Annotated in this window: 17 protein-coding genes; 11 read left to right on the forward strand and 6 right to left on the reverse strand. The window is 72.5% G+C overall.

All coding sequences use genetic code 11. The features are described 5' to 3' along the window. Window positions 1-23: 23 nt before the first annotated feature. The 3 genes from ACZ3ZD_RS06655 (at window position 24) to ACZ3ZD_RS06665 (ending at window position 5,239) form a co-directional block, all read left to right on the forward strand. Complete coding sequence (locus ACZ3ZD_RS06655; protein ID WP_467394230.1) at window positions 24-1,463, forward strand: FGGY family carbohydrate kinase; 1,440 nt, start codon at window positions 24-26, stop codon at window positions 1,461-1,463. Window positions 1,464-1,577: 114 nt separating this feature from the next. Continuing rightward, complete coding sequence (locus tag ACZ3ZD_RS06660; protein WP_467394232.1) at window positions 1,578-3,311, forward strand: ABC transporter ATP-binding protein; 1,734 nt, start codon at window positions 1,578-1,580, stop codon at window positions 3,309-3,311. Continuing rightward, window positions 3,311-5,239: an ABC transporter ATP-binding protein gene (locus tag ACZ3ZD_RS06665; protein WP_467394234.1), complete on the forward strand. Its 1,929-nt coding sequence runs from the start codon at window positions 3,311-3,313 to the stop codon at window positions 5,237-5,239. The genes ACZ3ZD_RS06660 and ACZ3ZD_RS06665 overlap by 1 nt, the downstream gene beginning before the upstream one ends. Before the next feature lie 32 nt (window positions 5,240-5,271). Here ACZ3ZD_RS06665 and ACZ3ZD_RS06670 read toward each other — a convergent pair whose 3' ends face one another. The 5 genes from ACZ3ZD_RS06670 to ACZ3ZD_RS06690 form a co-directional block, all read right to left on the reverse strand. After that, window positions 5,272-6,459, reverse strand: a complete 1,188-nt coding sequence (locus ACZ3ZD_RS06670; RefSeq protein WP_467394557.1) for an RNA polymerase sigma factor — start codon at window positions 6,457-6,459, stop codon at window positions 5,272-5,274. 133 nt (window positions 6,460-6,592) lie between these two features. Further along, the gene (gene dnaG / locus ACZ3ZD_RS06675) at window positions 6,593-8,497 is read right to left on the reverse strand and encodes a DNA primase (protein ID WP_467394236.1); all 1,905 of its coding nucleotides are present in this window, start codon (window positions 8,495-8,497) and stop codon (window positions 6,593-6,595) included. Between the two features lie 40 nt (window positions 8,498-8,537). Next, window positions 8,538-9,809, reverse strand: a complete 1,272-nt coding sequence (locus tag ACZ3ZD_RS06680; protein WP_467394238.1) for an NAD(P)/FAD-dependent oxidoreductase — start codon at window positions 9,807-9,809, stop codon at window positions 8,538-8,540. Window positions 9,810-9,912: 103 nt separating this feature from the next. Further along, on the reverse strand, window positions 9,913-11,187 hold the full coding sequence (locus ACZ3ZD_RS06685; RefSeq protein ID WP_467394240.1) for a deoxyguanosinetriphosphate triphosphohydrolase: 1,275 nt from the start codon (window positions 11,185-11,187) through the stop codon (window positions 9,913-9,915). A 59-nt stretch (window positions 11,188-11,246) separates the two neighbouring features. Next, entirely contained in the window at window positions 11,247-12,032 is a 786-nt protein-coding gene (locus ACZ3ZD_RS06690) for a sirohydrochlorin chelatase (RefSeq protein ID WP_467394242.1), read from the reverse strand. Between the two features lie 168 nt (window positions 12,033-12,200). Between ACZ3ZD_RS06690 and ACZ3ZD_RS06695 the strand changes: the two genes are divergently transcribed. After that, entirely contained in the window at window positions 12,201-12,878 is a 678-nt protein-coding gene (locus tag ACZ3ZD_RS06695; protein ID WP_467394244.1) for a SanA/YdcF family protein, read from the forward strand. Between the two features lie 88 nt (window positions 12,879-12,966). Beyond that, window positions 12,967-13,830, forward strand: coding sequence for an arylamine N-acetyltransferase family protein (locus tag ACZ3ZD_RS06700; RefSeq protein WP_467394246.1), 864 nt, complete (start codon window positions 12,967-12,969; stop codon window positions 13,828-13,830). 1 nt (window position 13,831) lies between these two features. On the opposite strand, the gene ACZ3ZD_RS06705 is transcribed toward ACZ3ZD_RS06700, so the two are convergent. Then, window positions 13,832-14,272, reverse strand: a complete 441-nt coding sequence (locus tag ACZ3ZD_RS06705; protein ID WP_467394248.1) for a gamma-glutamylcyclotransferase family protein — start codon at window positions 14,270-14,272, stop codon at window positions 13,832-13,834. Between the two features lie 139 nt (window positions 14,273-14,411). Here ACZ3ZD_RS06705 and ACZ3ZD_RS06710 point away from each other — a divergent pair, with 139 nt between their 5' ends. From ACZ3ZD_RS06710 to nirD, 6 genes are all read left to right on the forward strand, one after another. After that, window positions 14,412-16,061: a M4 family metallopeptidase gene (locus ACZ3ZD_RS06710; RefSeq protein WP_467394250.1), complete on the forward strand. Its 1,650-nt coding sequence runs from the start codon at window positions 14,412-14,414 to the stop codon at window positions 16,059-16,061. Between the two features lie 268 nt (window positions 16,062-16,329). Further along, entirely contained in the window at window positions 16,330-16,839 is a 510-nt protein-coding gene (locus ACZ3ZD_RS06715) for a hypothetical protein (protein WP_467394252.1), read from the forward strand. A gap of 120 nt (window positions 16,840-16,959) precedes the next feature. Further along, window positions 16,960-17,667, forward strand: coding sequence for a class F sortase (locus ACZ3ZD_RS06720; protein WP_467394254.1), 708 nt, complete (start codon window positions 16,960-16,962; stop codon window positions 17,665-17,667). A gap of 142 nt (window positions 17,668-17,809) precedes the next feature. Beyond that, complete coding sequence (locus ACZ3ZD_RS06725; RefSeq protein WP_467394571.1) at window positions 17,810-18,109, forward strand: hypothetical protein; 300 nt, start codon at window positions 17,810-17,812, stop codon at window positions 18,107-18,109. Beyond that, window positions 18,110-20,719, forward strand: a complete 2,610-nt coding sequence (gene nirB, locus ACZ3ZD_RS06730) for a nitrite reductase large subunit NirB (protein WP_467394256.1) — start codon at window positions 18,110-18,112, stop codon at window positions 20,717-20,719. Next, the gene (gene nirD, locus ACZ3ZD_RS06735) at window positions 20,716-21,066 is read left to right on the forward strand and encodes a nitrite reductase small subunit NirD (RefSeq protein WP_467394258.1); all 351 of its coding nucleotides are present in this window, start codon (window positions 20,716-20,718) and stop codon (window positions 21,064-21,066) included. The genes nirB and nirD overlap by 4 nt, the downstream gene beginning before the upstream one ends. The last annotated feature ends 41 nt before the right edge of the window (window positions 21,067-21,107 follow it).

The following is a 21,107-nucleotide window of genomic DNA, read 5'->3' on the forward strand; positions in this document are numbered from 1 at the left end:
CCGATACGGCAAAATCCTCAGGCATGGGGATAGTCGCCGGCTTGGACAGCTCACCGGAGTTCACGCGCATCGTGGTCTGTGACGCGGACACCGGTGCCGTACTACGGCAGGGGTACGCCCCGCACCCGGTGGAGGGGCGCCCGAGTGATGTCGACCCCCAGGCCTGGCTGCTCTCGCTCGGGGAGGCCGCCGGCGGCGGCCTCCTGGAGGGCGTGCAGGCCATCGGGGTGTCGGCGCAGCAGAACGCGGTGGTGCCGCTGGACGCCCAGGGCAACACCGTCCGCCCCGCCCTGGTCGGCGGCGACAAGCGCGCCCAGGTCGCGGCGGCCGATCTCGTGGACGCGCTCGGCGGCAGGGAGGCCTGGGCGCAGGCGGTCGGGTGTGTCCCGCAGGCCGCCCAGCCGGTCACCAAACTGCGCTGGCTCGCGAAGAACGAGCCGGAGAACGCGCTGCGCACGGCCGTCCTGCTCCAGGCCCACGACTGGCTGGTCTGGCAGCTGCTCGGCCGCCCGGTGCGCCGGACCACCGACCGTGGCGGGGCCTCCGGCACCGGGTACTGGTCGGCGGCCACCGGCGCCTACCGGCCCGACCTGGTCGAGCTGGCGCTCGGCCACCAGGCGGTGCTCCCGGAGGTGATCGGCCCGTCGGACGCGGCCGGTACGACCCCGGAGGGCCTGCTGATCTCCGCCGGCACCGGGGAGACCATGGCCGCCGCGTTCGGGCTCGGCATCGGGCTCGGGGACGCGGTGGTGTCCCTCGGCGCGTCCGGGTCCGTGATGGCCGTGCACCCGGAGGCGCTCGCCGACCAGTCCGGGATGATCACCTCGCTCGCCGACGCCACCGGCATGCACCTGCCGGTCGTCACCACCCTGAACGCCGTGCGCGCCCTGCGCGGCACCGCCGAACTGCTCGGCCTGGCGGACCTGGAGGGCCTGTCGGAGCTGGCGATGAAGTCCACGCCGGGGGCGCACGGGCTGGTGCTGCTGCCCTATCTGGAGGGCGAGCGGACGCCGAACCTGCCGCACACCGCGGGGACCCTGGCGGGGCTGCGACGGGAGTCGATGAAGCCCGAGCACCTGGCGCGGGCCGCGTTCGAGGGCATGCTGTGCGGGCTCGCCGACGCGCTGGACGTGCTGCGCGGGCGGGGCGTGGAGGTGCGCCGGATCTTCCTGCTGGGGCCGGCCGCCGAGCTGCCGGCGGTGCAGGCCTCGGCGCCCTCGCTGTTCGGCGCGCAGGTCGTCGTGCCGCAGCCCGCGGACTACACGGCGATCGGCGCGGCCCGGCAGGCGGCGTGGGCGCTCGGTGTGTCGCAGGGCACACTCGATCCGCGGACCCCGCCGGCCTGGCAGGGCGCGGCGGCGCAGGTGCTGGAGCCCGGTGAGGAGCTGGCCGTGGGGCAGGCGGTGCGGCAGCAGTTCACCGCGGTGCGCGAGCAGACCCATCCGGGGGCGTTCCGTCCGTGAGCCGTTCCGGGACCCGGTGGGGTTAAATCGGTTGGGGTAACGCGGCGGGAGTGCACGACGATAGGGGCCAGGGGCAACCAGTCAGCCCCTGTCGCCGACTCCGAGAGACGTAGCGTGCTCATACGACTTCTGCGGACCTATCTCAGGCCCTACAAGAAACCCATCGCTCTGCTGGTGCTGCTGCAGTTCCTGCAGACCTGCGCCACCCTCTATCTGCCCACCCTGAACGCGGACATCATCGACAACGGTGTCGTGAAAGGTGACACGGGTTACATCCTGACCTTCGGCGCCCTGATGATCGGCATCTCGCTGGTGCAGGTCGTGTGCAACATCGGTGCCGTATACCACGGCGCCCGGACCGCCTCCGCGCTCGGCCGGGACGTGCGCGGGGCCGTCTTCGACCAGGTCCAGTCCTTCTCCGCGCGTGAGGTGGGCCACTTCGGGGCGCCCTCGCTCATCACCCGTACGACGAACGACGTGCAGCAGGTCCAGATGCTGGCCCTGATGACGTTCACCCTGATGGTGTCGGCGCCCATCATGTGCGTGGGCGGGATCGTGCTGGCGCTCGGTCTGGACGTGCCGCTGTCGGGGGTCCTGGTCGCGGTCGTACCGGTGCTCGGGATCTCCGTGACACTGATCGTGCGCCGGCTGCGGCCGCTGTTCCGGTCGATGCAGGTGCGGCTGGACACGGTGAACCGGGTGCTGCGCGAGCAGATCACCGGCAACCGGGTGATCCGCGCCTTCGTCCGGGACGAGTACGAGCAGGGCCGGTTCGGGAAGGCCAACGCGGAGCTGACCGACATGCAGCTGGCCACCGGCCGGATGCTCGCCCTGATGTTCCCGATCGTCATGACGGTGGTGAACCTGTCGTCCATCGCGGTGGTGTGGTTCGGCGCCCACCGGATCGACAGCGGCGGGATGGACATCGGCGACCTCACCGCGTTCCTCGCCTACCTGATGCAGATCGTCATGTCCGTGATGATGGCCACCTTCATGTTCATGATGGTGCCGCGCGCGGAGGTGTGCGCCGAGCGCATCCAGGAGGTCCTGGAGACCGATTCGAGCGTCGTACCGCCGACGGCCCCCGTCACCGAGCTGCGCGCGCACGGGCACCTGGAGATCCGGGGCGCCGGGTTCCACTACCCGGGTGCCGAGGAGCCGGTGCTGAGGTCCGTCGACCTGGTGGCGCGGCCGGGCGAGACCACGGCCGTGATCGGCTCCACCGGCAGCGGCAAGTCGACGCTGCTCGGGCTCGTCCCCCGGCTGTTCGACGCCACCGAGGGCGAGGTCCTGGTCGACGGCGTGGAGGTCCGCGAGGTCGCCCCGGAACTGCTCGCCAGGACGGTCGGACTCGTGCCCCAGAAGCCGTACCTGTTCGCCGGCACGGTCGCCACCAACCTGCGCTACGGCAACCCGGACGCCACCGACGAGGAGCTGTGGCACGCGCTGGAGGTGGCGCAGGCCAAGGACTTCGTGAGCCGGCTGGAAGGCGGCCTGGACGCGCCGATCGCCCAGGGCGGCACCAACGTCTCCGGTGGTCAGCGCCAGCGCCTCGCCATCGCCCGCACCCTGGTGCAGCGCCCGGAGATCTACCTCTTCGACGACTCCTTCTCCGCCCTCGACTACGCCACCGACGCGGCCCTGCGCGCCGCGCTCGCCCGGGAGACCGCCGAGGCGACCGTCGTCATCGTCGCCCAGCGGGTGGCGACCATCCGGGACGCGGACCGGATCATCGTGCTGGACGAGGGCCTGGTGGTCGGCTCCGGCCGGCACGCCGAGCTGATGGCATCCAACGAGACCTACCGGGAGATCGTGCTCTCCCAGCTGACGGAAGCGGAGGCCGCCTGATGGCCGGGCCCATGGGACGCATGATGGCCGGGGGCGGCCCCGACCAGCGCTCGATGGACTTCAAGGGGTCGGGCAGACGGCTCGTCGCCCAGTTCCGACCGGAACGGTTCACGATCTACGGCCTGCTGTTGTGCGTGGTCGTCAGCGTGGGCCTCAACGTGGTCGGCCCGAAGATCCTCGGCCGGGCCACCGACCTGGTGTTCGCCGGCATCATCGGCCGGCGGATGCCGGCCGGCGCCACCAAGCAGCAGGTGCTCGACTCCATGCGCGCGCACGGCCAGGGCCGGGTCGCGGACATGCTGGGCGGCACGGACTTCACGCCCGGCAAGGGCATCGACTTCGGCGCGGTCGGCAGTGTCCTGCTGCTCGCGCTCGGCACGTTCCTGGTCGCCGGTCTGCTGATGGCGATCGCGACCCGGTTGGTGAACCGGGCCGTGAACCGCACGATGTACCGGCTGCGCGAGGACGTGCAGACGAAGCTGTCGCGGCTGCCGCTGTCGTACTTCGACAAGCGCCAGCGCGGTGAGGTGCTGTCCCGGGCGACGAACGACATCGACAACATCGGGCAGACGCTCCAGCAGTCGATGGGCCAGCTGATCAACTCGGTGCTGACCATCATCGGCGTGCTCGCGATGATGTTCTGGGTGTCCTGGCTGCTGGCGCTGGTCGCGCTGGTGACCGTGCCGCTGTCGTTCGTGGTCGCCACCCGGGTCGGCAAGCGGTCGCAGCCGCACTTCGTGCAGCAGTGGCGCTCCACCGGCAAGCTGAACGCGCACATCGAGGAGATGTACACCGGGCACACCCTGGTGAAGGTGTTCGGGCGGCAGCAGGAGTCGGCGCAGCAGTTCGCCGAGCAGAACGAGGCGCTGTACCAGGCCGCGTTCAAGGCGCAGTTCAACAGCGGTGTCATGCAGCCGCTGATGATGTTCGTGTCGAACCTGAACTACGTGCTGGTGGCGGTCGTCGGCGGGCTGCGGGTCGCGTCCGGCGCGCTGTCCATCGGTGATGTGCAGGCCTTCATCCAGTACTCGCGGCAGTTCTCGATGCCGCTGACGCAGGTGGCGTCGATGGCGAACCTGGTGCAGTCCGGTGTCGCCTCGGCCGAGCGGATCTTCGAACTCCTGGACGCGGAGGAGCAGGAGGCGGATCCGGTGCCGGGCGAGCGGCCGGCGCGGCTGCGCGGCCGGGTGCGGCTGGAGCACGTGTCGTTCCGGTACGACCCGGAGAAGCCGCTGATCGAGGACCTGTCGCTGACGGTGGAGCCGGGGCACACGGTGGCGATCGTCGGCCCGACCGGCGCGGGCAAGACCACGCTGGTCAACCTGCTGATGCGGTTCTACGACGTGTCGGGCGGCCGGATCACCCTCGACGGGGTCGACATCCGCAGGATGACCCGGGACGAACTCCGGTCCGGGATCGGCATGGTGCTCCAGGACACGTGGCTGTTCGGCGGCACCATCGCGGAGAACATCGCGTACGGCGCCTCGCGCGAGGTCACGCGCGGCGAGATCGAGGAGGCGGCGCGGGCGGCGCACGCGGACCGTTTCATCCGGACGCTGCCCGACGGGTACGACACGGTGATCGACGACGAGGGTACGGGTGTCAGCGCCGGTGAGAAGCAGCTGATCACCATCGCGCGGGCGTTCCTGTCCGACCCGGTGATCCTGGTGCTGGACGAGGCGACGAGTTCGGTCGACACCCGCACCGAGGTGCTGATCCAGAAGGCGATGGCCAAACTGGCTGCGGGCCGTACGTCGTTCGTGATCGCGCACCGGCTGTCGACCATCCGGGACGCCGACACGATCCTCGTGATGGAGAACGGCTCCATCGTGGAACAGGGCGCGCACGCCGAGCTGTTGGCGGCGGACGGGGCGTACGCCCGGCTGTACAAGGCGCAGTTCGCCCAGGCCGTGGCCGAGGTGGACTAGACGCGCGGGGGCCGTCGCACGGCGGCGGCCCCTCAGTCCAGGTAGCCCCTGAGCTGGTCCGCGAACGCGTGGTCGCGGAGTTTGTTGAGGGTCTTGGACTCGATCTGCCGTATCCGCTCCCGCGTCACGCCGAAGATGCGGCCGATCTCCTCCAGGGTGCGGGGGCGGCCGTCGACCAGGCCGTACCGGAGCTGGACGACCTTCCGTTCGCGCTCCCCGAGCGTGGACAGCACCGCTTCCAGGTGCTCGCGCAGCAGCAGGAACGCGGCCGACTCGACGGGGCTCGCGGCGTCGCCGTCCTCGATGAGGTCGCCGAGGGCGACGTCGTCCTCCTCGCCGACCGGGGCGTGCAGCGAGACCGGTTCCTGGGCGAGGCGCAGGACCTCGCCGACCCGCTCGGGCGGCAGGTCCAGGTGGGCGCCGACCTCCTCGGCGGTCGGCTCGTAGCCGCGTTCCTGGAGCATCCGGCGCTGGACGCGGACGACCCGGTTGATGAGTTCCACGACGTGGACGGGGACGCGGATGGTGCGGGCCTGGTCGGCCAGCGCCCGGCTCATGGCCTGCCGGATCCACCAGGTGGCGTAGGTGGAGAACTTGTAGCCGCGGGCGTAGTCGAACTTCTCCACGGCCCGGATGAGCCCGAGGTTGCCCTCCTGGACCAGGTCGAGCATGGTCAGCCCGCGGCCGACGTACCTCTTGGCCACGGAGACGACGAGCCGCAGGTTGGCCTCGATCAGCCGGCGCTTGGCGACCCGGCCCAGGACGACGAGCCGGTCCAGGTCGAGCGCCAACTCGCTGTCGAGGTCGGGGGTGTTGACGAGCTTCTCCTCCGCGAACAGGCCGGCCTCCACCCGGCGGGCGAGTTCCACCTCCTCGGCGGCGGTGAGCAGCGGGATGCGGCCGATCTCGCGCAGGTACTGGCGGAACAGGTCGGCGGAGGGGCCGCCGGACTCGGCCCGGGCGGGGACCGGCACCTCGACGGGTTCCCCGGGTTCGTCCACGAGCGCGTCGGCGGGGGGCTCCGCCTCGGGATGCAGGGCGGCACGGCCCTGCGGGGGCACGGCCATGAGGACGTCCGTCTCCGCGTCGGGTTCTTCCGCGGTGGTGCTGGTGGGGCTGGTGGCGCTGACGGTCTGGGTCTGCACGGGGGCGACCTCCAGGATGATCGCTGCTGAAGGTGTGCGGCAGCGTGCGCTCCGAGGCTCGGGCACCGCCCCCAGTGTGGAGTACGACACAACCCCGCCACGAGGGTCGTGCGGTGACTTTTTGCGTCCGCTCCGTCACCGGCCGGTGACCCGGCCCGTCGGACTATGCGAGGGGCAACTGCGGACCCGCGAGGACGGCCGGCCCCCGTTACAGCGCCTCCGCGCCCCGTTCGCGCAGGGCCTGGTCGTACTGCTGGAGTACCCAGAGCTCGTTCTGCACGGCGGCCAGTCCGGCGGGGTCGCCGGTGGTGGAGAGGCGGGTCATCTGGGACTGGATGTCGCGGATGCGGCGCTCCACGGCGCGGCGGCGGATCTGGACCAGGACCGTACCGGCGTACGTCTCGTCCACCGTGCGGCGCAGGATCGGTTCGACGGCCAGCTCGGTGACCATCGCGCGGACCGTGTCGTCCGGTGCGGCCTCGCGGACGCGGACCAGGTACTCCTGCGGGTCCGGGACGCCGTACTCGGCGCCGCCCGCCTCCGCGACGGCCCGGCGTACGGCGGCGTAGGGCGGGGCCGTGAACTCGTCCGTGCCGTAGGCGTCGAAGGCCGGGGAGACCAGTTCGGGGCGCTGGAGGGCGAGTTTGAGCAGTTCGCGTTCGGCGGCGAAGACCGGGTTGCGCAGGGTCAGCGCCGGGCCGGAGCCGGCCGGGCGCGGTGCCTCGGTCCACTGCGGCTCGGGCCGCCGGGGAAGGCCCTGCTGCTGCGGGCCCCTGCCCTCGCGGTTCCAGCGGGCCAGCTGGGCGACCCGGCGGACCACGAACTGGGTGTCGAGGATGCCGAGCATGCCGGCCAGCTCGACGGCGACCTCGTGCTGGGCGCCACTGTTCTTGATCTTGGCGACGATCGGGGCGGCCTCGTCCAGGGCGGCGGCCCGGCCGGCCGGGGTGTCCAGGTCGTACCGGCCGACGATCTGGCGGAGCGCGAACTCGAAGAGCGGGGTGCGGGGTTCGACCAGGTCGGCGACCGCCTCGTCCCCCTTGGCCAGCCGCAGGTCGCAGGGATCCATGCCGTCGGGCGCGATCGCGATGTAGGTCTCGGCGGCGAACTTCTGGTCGTCCTCGAAGGCGCGCAGGGCGGCCTTCTGCCCGGCCGCGTCGCCGTCGAAGGTGAAGATCACGCGGGCCGATCCGTTGTCCATCAGCAGGCGGCGCAGGATCTTGATGTGGTCGCCGCCGAAGGCCGTACCGCAGGTGGCGATGGCGGTGGTCACGCCGGCGAGGTGGCAGGCCATGACGTCCGTGTAGCCCTCGACCACCACCGCGTGGCTGGTCTTGGCGATCTCCTTCTTGGCCAGGTCGATGCCGTACAGCACCTGGCTCTTCTTGTAGATCGCCGTCTCGGGTGTGTTGAGGTACTTCGGGCCGTTGTCCGCCTCGTACAGCTTGCGGGCGCCGAAGCCGACGACCTCGCCGCCGATGTCCCGGATGGGCCACATCAGGCGGCCGCGGAACCGGTCGATGGGCCCCCGGCGGCCCTCCTGGGACAGGCCGGAGAGCACCAGCTCCTTGTCGGTGAAGCCCTTGCCGCGCAGGTAGCGGGTGAGGTGGTCCCAGCCCTGGGGGCTGTAGCCGACGCCGAAGTGGACGGCGGCGGCCTGGTCGAAGCCGCGCTCGGCGAGGAAGACCCGGCCGGTCTCGGCCTCGGGGCTGGTGGCGAGCTGCTCGGCGTACCACTGCGCGGCGATCTTGTGGGCCTCGACCAGGCGGATGCGTTCGCCGCGCTGGTGCGCCGGGTTGTACCCGCCCTCCTCGTACCGCAGCGTGATGCCGGCCTGGGCGGCCAGCCGCTCGACCGCCTCCGAGAAGGAGAGGTGGTCCACCTTCATCACGAAGGTGATGGTGTCGCCGCCCTCCTGGCAGCCGAAGCAGTGGAAGAGTCCCTTGCTCGGGCTGACCTGGAAGGACGGCGACTTCTCGTCGTGGAACGGGCACAGCCCCTTCAGGTTGCCGCCGCCCGCGTTGCGCAGCTGGAGGTACTCGGAGACCACGGCGTCGATCGGGACCGCGTCCCGAACCGCCTTCACGTCCTCGCCGTTGATCCGTCCTGCCACGCGTGAATTCTACGGGGGTGCCGCGACGTTCCCGGCGGCCTCAGGGCCGCGGGAGGAGGCTGTCGAGCGGGACGTGCGGGTCGGAGAGCGCCTCCACGTTCACCCGGGCCCCGGAACGGATGAGCTGCTGGATGTGCTCTGTGACATCCCACACGTTCACGTTCATCCCGGCGAGCACGCGCCCCTCGCGCACCCAGAACGCGATGAACTCCCGCTTCCCGGCGTCTCCCCGGATCACCACCTCGTCGTACGACCCCGGGGGCGCCCATCCGCTGTACTCCATGCCCAGGTCGTACTGGTCGGTGAAGAAGTACGGCACCCGGTCGTAGAGCACGTCCCGGCCGAGCATGGCGCGCGCCGCGGCCGGGCCGCCGTTCAGGGCGTTCGCCCAGTGCTCCACCCGCAGCCGGGCGTCGAACAGGCCGAGCGGGAAGGAGGCCACGTCACCGGCCGCGTGGATGTCGGGGTCGGAGGTGCGCAGCCGTCCGTCGACGAGGATGCCGCCGCCGTGCTCCGGGCCGGCGATCTCCAGGCCCGCCGCCTCGGCGAGGGCGACCCGCGGGGCCGCGCCGATCGCGGCGAGGACGTCGTGCGCCGGGTGCTCCTCGCCGTCGTCCGTGCGGGCCGCGAGGACCATGCCGTCCTGGCCGACGATCTCGGTGAGCCGCACCCCGAAGTGGAAGCGGACGCCGTGCTCGCGGTGCAGCTCGGCGAAGACGTTGCCCAGCTCGGGGCCGAGGACGCCGTACAGCGGGGTCGGCGCCGGTTCGATCACCGTGACCTCCGCGCCGTACCCGCGGGCCGCCGCCGCGACCTCCAGGCCGATCCAGCCGGCGCCCGCGATCACCAGGTGCCCGTTGTCCCGGCCGAGATGGTGCAGGACGCCCTTGAGGCGCTCGGCGTGCGCCAGGCGGCGCAGGTGGTGGACGCCCGCCAGGCCGGTGCCGGGGATGTCCAGGCGGCGCGGCTCGGCGCCGGTGACCAGCAGCAGCTTGTCGTAGCGGACGAGCGTGCCGTCGTCACCGAACCGGACGGTCTTCGCCGTGCGGTCGATGCGGTCCACGGTCTGGCCCAGGTGCAGTTCGATGTCGTTGCGCGCGTACCAGGCCGGCTCGTGCACGAAGACGCTGTCGCGCTCCTCCTTGCCGAGCAGATAGCCCTTGGACAGCGGCGGGCGCTCGTACGGGTGGTCGCGTTCGTCGCAGATCAGTATCACCCGGCCGGTGAAGCCCTCCGCGCGGAGCGTCTCGGCCGCCTTCGCACCGGCGAGACCGCCTCCGACGATGACGAATGTCTGATCCGCGTCGACCACTTGTTGCCTCCTCTAGGGGTGCCGCCACATGCGAGCGTCCCGCACGCAGCGTGATGCGGGAAGAGGGTGTGACCCGATCAGGCCACGGACGGTCATGTTCCTCTCACATATGCCCCGTAAGTCTCGCGTGCAGCGAGAGCGCGGAGGCGTCGGTGAGGGAGGCGATCTGGTCCACGATCACCCGCTTGCGCGCCCGGTCGTCCTGCGCCGCGTCGAACAGCGTCCGGAACTGGGGGTCCAGGCCGTCGGGCGCCCGGGCGGTCAGCGCCTCGGCCAGCTCGGCGACGATCACCCGCTGGTCGGCGCGCAGCCGCTCCTGCTCGGCGCGCTGCATCACGTACCGGTCCGCGACCGCCTTGAGCACCGCGCACTCCATGCGGGCCTCGCGGGGTACGACGAGTTCGGCGCCGTAGCGGGTGAGGGGGCCGGTGCCGTGCGCGGTGCGGGTGGCGCCCTCGGCGGCCAGGCAGAACCGGCCGATGAGCTGGCTGGTGGCGTCCTTCAGCCGGGCCTGGGCGGCCGCGGTGCCGTCGTAGCCGTGCGGCCACCACTCCTCCTCCTGGAGGCGGTCCAGGGCGGCGGCGAGTTCGGCCGGGTCGGTGTCCGCGGGGACGTACCGGCCGACGGCGACCCGGAACACCTCCTGCCGTTCCGGCTCGGCGTGCAGGCAGTTGGGGTCGATGTGCCCGGCGTGCAGGCCGTCCTCGACGTCGTGCACCGAGTAGGCGACGTCGTCGGCCCAGTCCATGACCTGCGCCTCGAAGCAGGTGCGGGTGCCGGGGGCGTGGGCGCGGACCCAGTCGAACACCGGGCGGTCGTCCTCGTACACGCCGAACTTCCGCGAGTCCGGGTCGGTGGGGTGGGTGCCGCGCGGCCAGGGGTACTTGGTGGCGGCGTCGAGGGTGGCGCGGGTGAGGTTCAGACCGACGGAGCCGTCCTCGGTGAACCGTTTGGGCTCGATCCGGGTGAGGAGCCGGAGGGACTGGGCGTTGCCCTCGAAGCCGCCGCAGTCGTCGGCGAACTCGTTCAGCGCGTGCTCGCCGTTGTGACCGAAGGGCGGGTGGCCGAGGTCGTGGGCGAGACAGGCCGCCTCCACCAGGTCGGGATCGCAGCCGAGGGCCGCGCCCAGTTCCCGGCCCACCTGGGCGCATTCCAGGGAGTGGGTGAGGCGGGTGCGGGGGCTGGGGTCCCATGCCTGGTTGCGCGTCCCGGGGGTGACCACCTGCGTCTTGCCGGCGAGGCGGCGCAGGGCGGCCGAGTGGAGGATGCGGGCGCGGTCGCGCTGGAAGGCGGTGCGGCCGGGGCGTTTGTCGGGTTCGGGGGCCCAGCGGTCGACTGACGCCGGGTCGTACGCGGTGGTGGGTGCGGTGCCTTCCATGGGTCGACAGTAAGCCCCACCGGCTGCCGGGACGGGGTGCGGGGGTGGCCGCGGGTGGATCAGGCGGCTTCGGTGGAGCTTGCCGACAGGCTCTGGTCGTAGCGGTGGAGGACCAGGCGGGCCATCGTCTCGTGGGCTCCGAGGGGGGCCGAGGCGATCCAGGGGGCCTGGGCCGCGCACTGGGTCGCGAAGCGGCCGGGGGCCGTGAAGCAGGAGGCCACGGCCACCCGGTGGCGGCCCCTCGCGGCCAGGGCGCGCAGGGCGGCGGGGACGGTGGGGGTCGCCGCCGAGGCGTACGCCGGGACGACGGGGACGCCCAGGCGGCCGGAGAGCAGCCGGGCGGTGTGGCGGGTGTCCGCGGCCGAGTCGGGGTCGCGGGAGCCGGCGGCGGCGAGGACGACGGCGCTCTCGCGGCGCGCGGAGCCGTCCGGGGCGGCGGGCCAGCCGGCCTCGAGCAGGCGGGCGTGCAGGGTCTCGGCGAGCAGCGGGTGCGGGCCGAGCGGGGCGGCCAGGCGGGTGCGGGCGGGTGCGGCGGCGGCCATCTCGGGGATGTCCTGCTTGACGTGGTAGCCGCGGCTCAGCAGGAGCGGCACGAGGACCGCGTCGACGGCGCCCAGGGCCGCGAGGGTGTCGGTGAGCAGCGGCTCGTTCAGCTCGACGTGGCCCAGGTGGACGGGGAGGCCGGGGCGCAGCGCGCCGACCCGGGCCATGAGGGAGCGTACGGTGGCGAGCGCCCGGGGGTCACGGCTGCCGTGGGCGACCAGCACGAGGGCGGGCGGGGCCGGGCGGCGGCGGCCGGGCCGGCTGCGGAGGGTGAGCGGGGTGAGGTGGGGCGACGCCGTCATGCGACGATCCTGGCCCGGGGACGTTGCGCGCCCGTTGCGTGGCCGTCACGGGTTCTTTCCGCGGGTTCACCTCGGGCGGACGCGCGCTGTGAGGCGAACCGGAACGGCGCCGTCGGCGTCCTCCCCGGTCGGGGGGCTTCCGACCGGGAGCTGTGACGAGGGGGTCGTATGAGGATCCGCGGACCGCGCCGGCCGCGCACGCGGACCGGGCAGCGGCGGCTGGTGCAGGCCGTGATGGCCGGGTGCGTGCTCGCGCTGCTGCCGATGACCTGGCTGTACGTGTCCACGGCGGACCGGCTGCGTACGACGGCGAACGCGCCGCGCACCGATGTCGCGGTGGTGTTCGGGGCCGGGTTGTGGCGGGGCGAGCCGTCGCCGTACCTCGCCCACCGGCTGGACGCGGCGGCGCAGCTGTACCGGGCGGGGCGGATCAGGGTGGTCCTGGTCACCGGGGACAACAGCCGGCAGGACTACGACGAGCCCGACGCCATGCGCGCCTACCTCACGCACCACGGCGTGCCGGACACCCGGATCGTCAGCGACTACGCCGGGTTCGACACCTGGGACTCGTGCGTCCGGGCCAGGAGGATCTTCGGTGTGCACCGGGCGGTCCTGATCAGCCAGGGCTTCCACATCCGCCGGGCGGTGGCCCTGTGCGAGGCGGCGGGAGTGGACGCGTACGGCGTCGGAGTCACGGCGAAGCACGACGCCACCTGGTACTACGGCGGCGCCCGCGAAATCCTCGCGGCGGGCAAGGCGGCACTGGACGCGGCGTTCCACCCGGACCCCCGCTTCCTCGGACGAAGGGAGCCGGGGGTGGCACGGGCGCTGGCCGGTGAGCGGTGAGGCGTGGGGTGGGACTAGGGCCAACGGTGTAGGGGGGTTCGGTCTGGTGGGGGCTGTGGGGGTGGGCGGGGGCGCATAGGTTCGGGGTATGGGTGACTTCGGGCAGAGCGGGCAGAGTGGGCAGCGCGGGCAGAGTGGGCCGTACGACCTCGACGCCTATCTCGATCGCATCGGGTGGAAGGGTGAGCGGCGGGCCGATCCGGATGTCCTGCGGGGGGTGCATCTGGCGCATGCGCGGGCGTTGCCGTTCGAGAACCTGGATCCGGTGCGGGGGGTGGCTCCCTCGCTGGCGTCGGCCGATCTCCTGGCCAAGATGGTCCACGGCCGGCGCGGTGGGTACTGCTACGAGCACAACACCCTGCTCCGGCTGGCGCTGGAGGCGCTCGGTTTCCGGGTGACCCCGCTGGCCGGCCGGGTGGTGGTGGGCGCCGAGACGCCGGAGAGCCGGCCGCGCACCCACGCGATGCTCCGGGTCGAGGTCCCGGGCGAACCGCACCCCTGGCTGGCGGACGTCGGCTTCGGCACGGTCGGCGCGCTGCTGCTGCCGGTGCCGCTGGTGACCGGCACCGAGTTCGAGGGCGCCGGGCGCCGGCACCGGCTGGTGCCGCTGCCGCACCAGGGTCCGCTGGAGTTGTGGGAGTTGCAGGCGCACACCGCGGACGGCGGCTGGGCCGGTCAGTACGCCTTCACGCAGGAACCCTTCGTCCCGGCCGACTTCGAGGTGTTCAACTGGTTCGTCGCCACCCACCCCCGCTCCCCCTTCACCCGCCGCCCCTACCTCCAGCGGACCACCGTCGACCGCCATCTCGCCCTGGACGGGGCCCGGTTGACGGTGACTCTCGCCGACGGCACGGTGACCGCGCGCACCCTGGCGGACGAGTCCGAGGCGCGCCGCCTGGTGGCGGAGGAGTTCGGGATCGAGGTGCCCGAGGGCCTGACCCTGCTGCGCTGAGTCAGCGGCGGGAGAGCCAGTCGCCGTCCGCGATCCGGGTGCCGGTGGCCCGCAGCCGGGCGGTGACACCCGGCGCGGCGAGGTACACCCAGGCCCGGACGGTGCCGCCGGCGGCGCGCAGGACGTCCCGGGCGGCGCGGACGTAGAGGTTGCGGGGGTCCCCCGGCACGTACTCCTCCAGCCGGTCCAGGTCGGCGAGCAGTTCCTCGTACGCCTCCGGCTTGGCGGTCACCAGTTCCCCGCGCACCCTCGCGCCGGGTTCCTCGACGGCGTAGGGGTAGCCGGGGCCGTCGTACAGCACGGCGCCGACGAGGTGCCCCGGTTCCTCCGCGAGGGTGCGGCCGCGCAGGAGGAGGTCGTGGTTGACCTCGCCGGGGCGGAGGGTGCCGTAGACGAAGAAGGGCAGCGGGCTGACGTCGTCGTGGGGGTCGTCGGCGATCACGGAACCAATCCTGTACCCCCGCCGGCTCCCCACACATCTCCATGCGAAGGCTATGGACATGACATGTCATGGCCACTTAAATCTCGGGGACACGAGCGCCACACCCCCCGCCTAGCCTGGCGCCTCCCCGAGGAGACAGATGAGCCGGATACGGCAGCACGTCCGAGGAACCCGTCGCACAGCCACCGCCGGTGTCGCCGTCGCCACCGCGACCCTGCTGGCCGTCAGCCTCTCCCCCGCCGCCCACGCCGACGGCAGACCGACACGGGCCACCGCGATCGAGAACGCCGCGTCGGCCCTGCTGGCCCACGCCTCGACCCTGGGACTCACCGCCAACGAGGGCACCAGCGTCCGGGACGTGATCGTGGACAAGGACGGCACCCAGCACGTCCGCTACGACCGCACCTACCGGCACCTCCCCGTCCTGGGCGGCGACTTCGTCGTCCACCTGGCCCGTGACGGCGCCTACCGCAGCGCCGACCGCGCCACCCGGCAGGCCATCTCCCTGCCCTCCGTCACCCCGCGGGTCTCCGGCCCCCGCGCCGCCGGCCTCGCGGTGAACGCCCTGCGCGCGGCCAACTCCGGAGAGAGGCTGAAGCAGGTCAAGGCCAAGCCGGAGCTGGTCGTCGACGCCCTGCACGGCACCCCCCGGCTGGCCTGGCGGACCAACGCGGTCGGCCTGGACTCGCTCGGCAACCCCGTCGCCCGCACCGTGCTGACCGACGCCCGCACCGGCGCGCAGATCGACGCCTGGGACGCCATCGAGACGGCCGCCGGCGACGGCAAGTCCCTGTACAGCGGGACGGTGGCGCTGGAGTCGACCCAGTCCGGGTCGACGTACCAGCTGAAGGACCCGACACGCGGCGACACCTACACCGGTGACGCCGAGGGCAAGACCGACCTGTGCTTCTTCGGCATCTGCTTCAGCCGGGCCCCCGCGACCCTGTTCACGGACGCCGACAACCACTGGGGCACGGGCAGCACCACCGACCGCTCCTCGGCCGCCGTCGACGCCCAGTACGGCACCAACGAGACCTGGGACTACTACAAGAACGTGCACGGCCGCAACGGCATCGCCGGTGACGGCAAGGGCTCGTACAACCGCGTGCACTACGGCAGCAACTACAACAACGCCTTCTGGGACGACAGTTGCTTCTGCATGACCTACGGCGACGGTGACGGGACCACCTTCGGACCGCTGGTCGCCCTCGACGTCGCCGGGCACGAGATGACCCACGGCGTCACGTCCAAGACCGCCGCGCTGACCTACTCCGGCGAGTCCGGCGGGCTGAACGAGGCCACCTCCGACATCCTCGGCACGATGGTGGAGTGGTACGCGAACAACTCCTCCGACACCGGTGACTACCTCATCGGCGAGAAGATCGTGAAGCCCGGCTTCGGCAAGGCGGCCCTGCGCTTCATGGACAAGCCCTCCAAGGACGGCAGCTCGGCCGACTACTGGAGCTCGTCGGTCGGCAACCTCGACGTCCACTACTCCTCCGGCGTCGCCAACCACTTCGCCTACCTGCTCGCCGAGGGCAGCGGGGCGAAGACCATCAACGGCGTCAGCTACGACTCGCCGACGTACAACGGCTCGACGGTCACCGGCATCGGCCGGGACAAGGTCGGCAAGATCTGGTACCGGGCGCTGACGGTCTACATGACGTCCTCCACGAACTACAAGGGCGCCCGCACGGCCACGCTGAACGCCGCCAAGGACCTCTACGGCGCGAACAGCACGGAGTACAACGCGGTGGCCGCCGCCTGGAGCGCGGTCAACGTCACCTGACGCGACCGGCGCCACCCGCCGGACGGCCGCCCCGCGCACGGGGTGCGGCCGGCGGGTGGAGGCCAATCGTGTGCTCTTCGTACTCGGCCCTCCACACGGCCCTGACCTGCCGGAACCCTTCCCGGCTAGGCCGTGTGGGGGGCCGTTCGCGCCACCCGTTCACCGCATTCCCGGCCCCGCCTCGGGAAGCGGATCTCCCCGACTGCGACTTACCTCGGAAGGGCAGGGGCGCACCCCTGGAGGAGTCGGACAAGCCCTGGGGAGCACCATGCGACGCACTGCCCGTCTGCTGGCCGGTACCGCGCTCGCCGTGGTCGCCGCGGCACCCGCCCAGGCCGCCGGGACCGGCCGTCTGGACGTGTACCCGTCCACCGTGGCGCCCGGTGGCCAGGTCTCCGTGAACACGGCCGCGTGCGGGAACGCGGGCGCCGCGACCGGGGACGCGGGCGCGGTCGGTGCCGGCACGTTCATGCTGGCGCCCAGCGCGCACCAGGGCGAGGCGATCGGCCAGTTCCGGGTGCCGCCGAGCGCGCAGCCGGGGACGTACGAGATCGTCGCCCGGTGTGCCGTGGGCGACCGGCAGGTGGCGGGCGACCTGGTGGTGGCCCTGAGCGCGGCGCACGAGCAGGTGCAGCCGCGGGGAAGCATGAAGACGGGGGTCGGCGGCGGACTCGGCCCCGACCCCGTGCAGACCGCGGCGGGTGTGGCGGCGCTGGCCGTCGCCGCCGCGGGCGGTACCTGGCTCCTGCATCGCCGGGCGAGAGGCGACGGGATCTGACGGACACCCTCCGCTGTCCGTCCGCGGTACCGCACATCCCACCCCCTCCGGGCCCGACGCCCCTCGCGGCCCGGAGGGGGAGGGCACGTCGGGGGCCCGTCCCCGGGAGAGGGGTTCGCCATGCGCAGCAACAGCGGCAGCGTCAGCGGGTACGGCCGGGGTGGCCGGTACCGGCGCGGCCGGGTTCGGGGCGCGGGGCGTGGCAGGGGTGCCCGGCTGGGGGACACCCTCATAGCGGCCGTCACCGTCGTGGCGCTCGGTTCCGGTGTGTGGCTGCTGGGCGGCGGCACACGCCCCGACGCGCCCCCGCAGCCGGCGGCCGCCGAGGGGCGGCCCGATCCGGCCGGTGAACGGGCCGGCGCCCCCGCGCTCGCCCCGTCCCCGCCGCTGCGCATCCGCATCCCCGCGATCCACGTGAACGCCCCCCTGACCGGCCTGGCCATCACCCGCTCCGGCAGCCTGGACGCGCCGCCCGCCAAGGAGAAGAACCTCGCCGGCTGGTACGAGGCCGGCACCACCCCGGGCGAGACGGGCACCGCGATCGTCGCCGGGCACGTCGACAACACCGAGGGTCCCGCCGTCTTCTACGATCTGGGCGCGCTGAAGCGGGGTGCCCGGATCGAGGTGGACCGCCGGGACGGCACGGTGGCCGTGTTCACCGTGGACGCGGTGGAGGTGTACTCGGCGCACGCCTTCCCCGACGAGAAGGTGTACGGCGCGGCCCCCCGCCCCGAGCTGCGCGTCATCACCTGCGGCGGCGGCTACTCCAGGACCACCGGCTACCAGGGCAACGTGGTGGTGTTCGCCCATCTCACGGGCAGCCGCTGAAGGCCCGTCACCCCGCCCGGGACACCTCCCCCCAGGCCGCGCGCTCCCCTCACACCGGGTGCGCCGCCTCGCTGAGGGCAGCGTTCCTCCCGGGAAACAGAGGTGATGCTGCCGGGTAACGTCCGGGCCGCACGCTCGTGGCATGACCTCGAATAAGCGTGTGGCGGTGACCGGCGCCGGCCGCGCGGGCGCCCGGGCCGCCCGGCGGCCGCGCACCGAGGTCACCGGTGTCGCCCGGGGCGCCCGGACCGTCGCCCGCGCCGACGGCATGCCGGTCGCCTGCGGCACACAGGTCCGGGTGCTGAGCCCGGGCCCGGGAAGGGGATGGGACCTGCGCCCCGCCGGGGCGGCGCGGCCGGGCGCCCGGCCCCGGGAGGGAGCAGAGCCGCTCCCCGGGAACGGCCCCCTGCTCCACCTGCTCACCAACGATGGAGGCTCCTGAATGTCCGCCACCCTGGGGGCCACCCCCACGATCGTGCTCGTCGGCCACGGCATGGTCGGCCAGCGCTTCCTCGAAGCGCTCGCCGAGCGGGGCCTGACCGCCACGCACCGCGTGGTCGTGCTGTGCGAGGAGCCGCGTCCGGCCTACGACCGCGTGCAGCTCACCTCGTACTTCTCCGGGAAGACGCCGGAGGACCTCTCCGTGACCGACATGCGGTTCATCGAGGACCACGGCATCGAGCTGCACCTCGGCGACCCCGCCGAGACGATCGACCGCGCCGCGCAGCGGGTGACCGCCCGCTCGGGGCTCACCGTCGACTACGACGTCCTCGTCCTGGCCACCGGCTCCTACCCGTTCGTCCCGCCGGTCCCCCACAAGGACGCCACCGGCTGCTTCGTCTACCGGACCATCGAGGACCTGCTGGCCATCGAGGAGTACGCGAGGACGAGGGCCACCACGGGCGCCGTCGTCGGCGGCGGCCTGCTCGGTCTGGAGGCGGCCGGCGCCCTCAAGGGGCTCGGAGTCGACGCGCACATCGTGGAGTTCGCGCCGCGGCTGATGCCGGTGCAGGTGGACGACGGTGGCGGCACGGCGCTGCTGCGGACCATCGAGGGCATGGGCCTGACCGTGCACACCGGTGTGGGCACCCAGGAGATCGTCGTCGACGCCACCGGCGCCGTCACCGGTATGAAGCTGTCCGACGGCTCCGAACTCGCCACCGACATGGTGGTGTTCAGCGCCGGTGTCCGCCCCCGCGACCAGCTGGCCCGTGACTGCGGCCTCACGGTCGGCGAGCGCGGCGGTATCGCGGTGGACGAGCAGTGCCGGTCGGTCGGCGACCCGCACGTGTTCGCGATCGGCGAGTGCGCGCTGGCCGCGGACGGCCGGGTGTACGGCCTGGTGGCGCCGGGCTACGACCAGGCGGAGACGGCGGCGGCGACGATCGCCGAGGACGAGGCCTCCTTCACCGGAGCCGACCTGTCCACCAAGCTGAAGCTGCTCGGCGTGGACGTGGCCTCCTTCGGCGACGCCCACGGCACCACCGAGGACTGCCTGGACGTCGTCTACTCCGACTCCCGCGCCGGCCTGTACAAGAAGCTGGTCATCGGCCGGGACGGCACGCTGCTCGGCGGCATCCTGGTCGGCGACGCGGAGGCGTACGGCACCCTGCGCGCGCTGACCGGTTCGGTGCCGCCCGTCTCCCCCGAGGCGCTCGTGCTGCCCGCCGGAGCGGACGCGGGGGCCCAGCTCGGGCCGACCGCGCTGCCGGACGACGCGATCATCTGCTCCTGCAACAACGTCCGCAAGGGCACGATCCGCGAGGCGGTCACCGAGCACCGGTGCACCTCGGTGCCCGAGGTGAAGCAGTGCACCAAGGCCGGTACCACCTGCGGCAGTTGCGTGAAGGTGCTGGGCCAGCTGGTCGACGCCGAGCTCGAGGCGTCCGGTGTCGAGGTCGACAAGGGCCTGTGCGGCTGCTTCTCCCAGACCCGCGAGGAGCTGTACGAGATCATCCTCGCGCTGCGCCTCACGTCGTACCGGGAACTGCTGGACCGCTACGGCCGCGAGGGCGTCCGGGGCGGCGACGGCTGCGAGGTGTGCAAGCCGGCGGTCGGCTCGATCATCGCCTCCCTCGCCCCGGCGATCGGCGCGAGCGGCTATGTCCTGGACGGCGAACAGGCCGCGCTCCAGGACACCAACGACCACTTCCTCGCCAACCTCCAGAAGAACGGCTCGTACTCGGTGGTGCCGCGGATCCCCGGCGGGGAGATCGCGCCCGAGAAGCTGATCGTGATCGGGGAGATCGCCCGGGACTTCGGCCTCTACACGAAGATCACCGGCGGCCAGCGGATCGACATGTTCGGCGCCCGCGTCGAGCAGCTCCCGCTGATCTGGGCCAGGTTGGTGGACGCCGGCTTCGAGTCCGGCCACGCCTACGGCAAGTCGCTGCGCACGGTGAAGTCCTGTGTGGGCTCCACCTGGTGCCGGTACGGCGTGCAGGACTCGGTCCGGATGGCGATCGACCTGGAGCTGCGCTACCGGGGCCTGAGGTCCCCGCACAAGCTGAAGTCGGCCGTGTCCGGGTGTGCCCGCGAGTGCGCGGAGGCCCAGTCGAAGGACTTCGGTGTGATCGCCACCGCGAACGGCTGGAACCTGTACGTCGGCGGCAACGGCGGCGCCACCCCGCGCCACGCCGACCTGCTGGCCCAGGACCTGTCCGACGCCGAACTGGTCCGGCTGATCGACCGGTTCCTGATGTTCTACATCCGCACGGCGGACCGCCTGGAGCGGACCAGCACCTGGCTGGAGCGCATCCCGGGCGGCCTGGAGCACGTACGGGACGTGGTGGTGCACGACTCGCTCGGCATCTGCGACGAGCTGGAGAAGCTGATGCGGGCGCACGTCGCCCACTACCGCGACGAATGGGCGGAGACGGTGAACGACCCCGAGAAGCTGTCCCGGTTCGTGTCCTTCGTGAACGCCCCGGACACCCCGGACCCGGTCGTCTCCTTCGTCCCCGAGCGCGACCAGATCAAGCCCGACCTGCCGCTGCTGAACATCGGCCTGCGGCCCGCCGACGACGTCCTGGAAGGAAGCGCCCAGCGATGACCCTGGCAGTTGAGACGACCGACCTGAAGGTCCAGCTCCAGCTGGCGGACGCGTGGTTCACGGTCTGCGACCTGAGCACGCTGGTTCCCGGCCGCGGGGTGGCCGCCCTGCTGCCGGACGGCCGCCAGGTGGCGCTGTTCCGCGACCGCGCGGACCGGCTGTACGCCGTCGACAACCGCGACCCGTTCACCGGCGCGGCCGTCCTGTCCCGCGGCCTGACCGGCAGCCACCGGGGCCGCCCGTTCGTGGCGTCCCCGCTGCTGAAGCAGCGCTTCGACCTGGTCACCGGAGAGTGCCTGGACGACGCGTCGGTGCGGTTGACCGCGTACCGGGTACGCGCCCTCTGACACCCCCGGCTTTCTTGACCGAGCGTTCCCATAAGTCTAGG

The organism is Streptomyces sp. NPDC023481, from assembly GCF_055560195.1.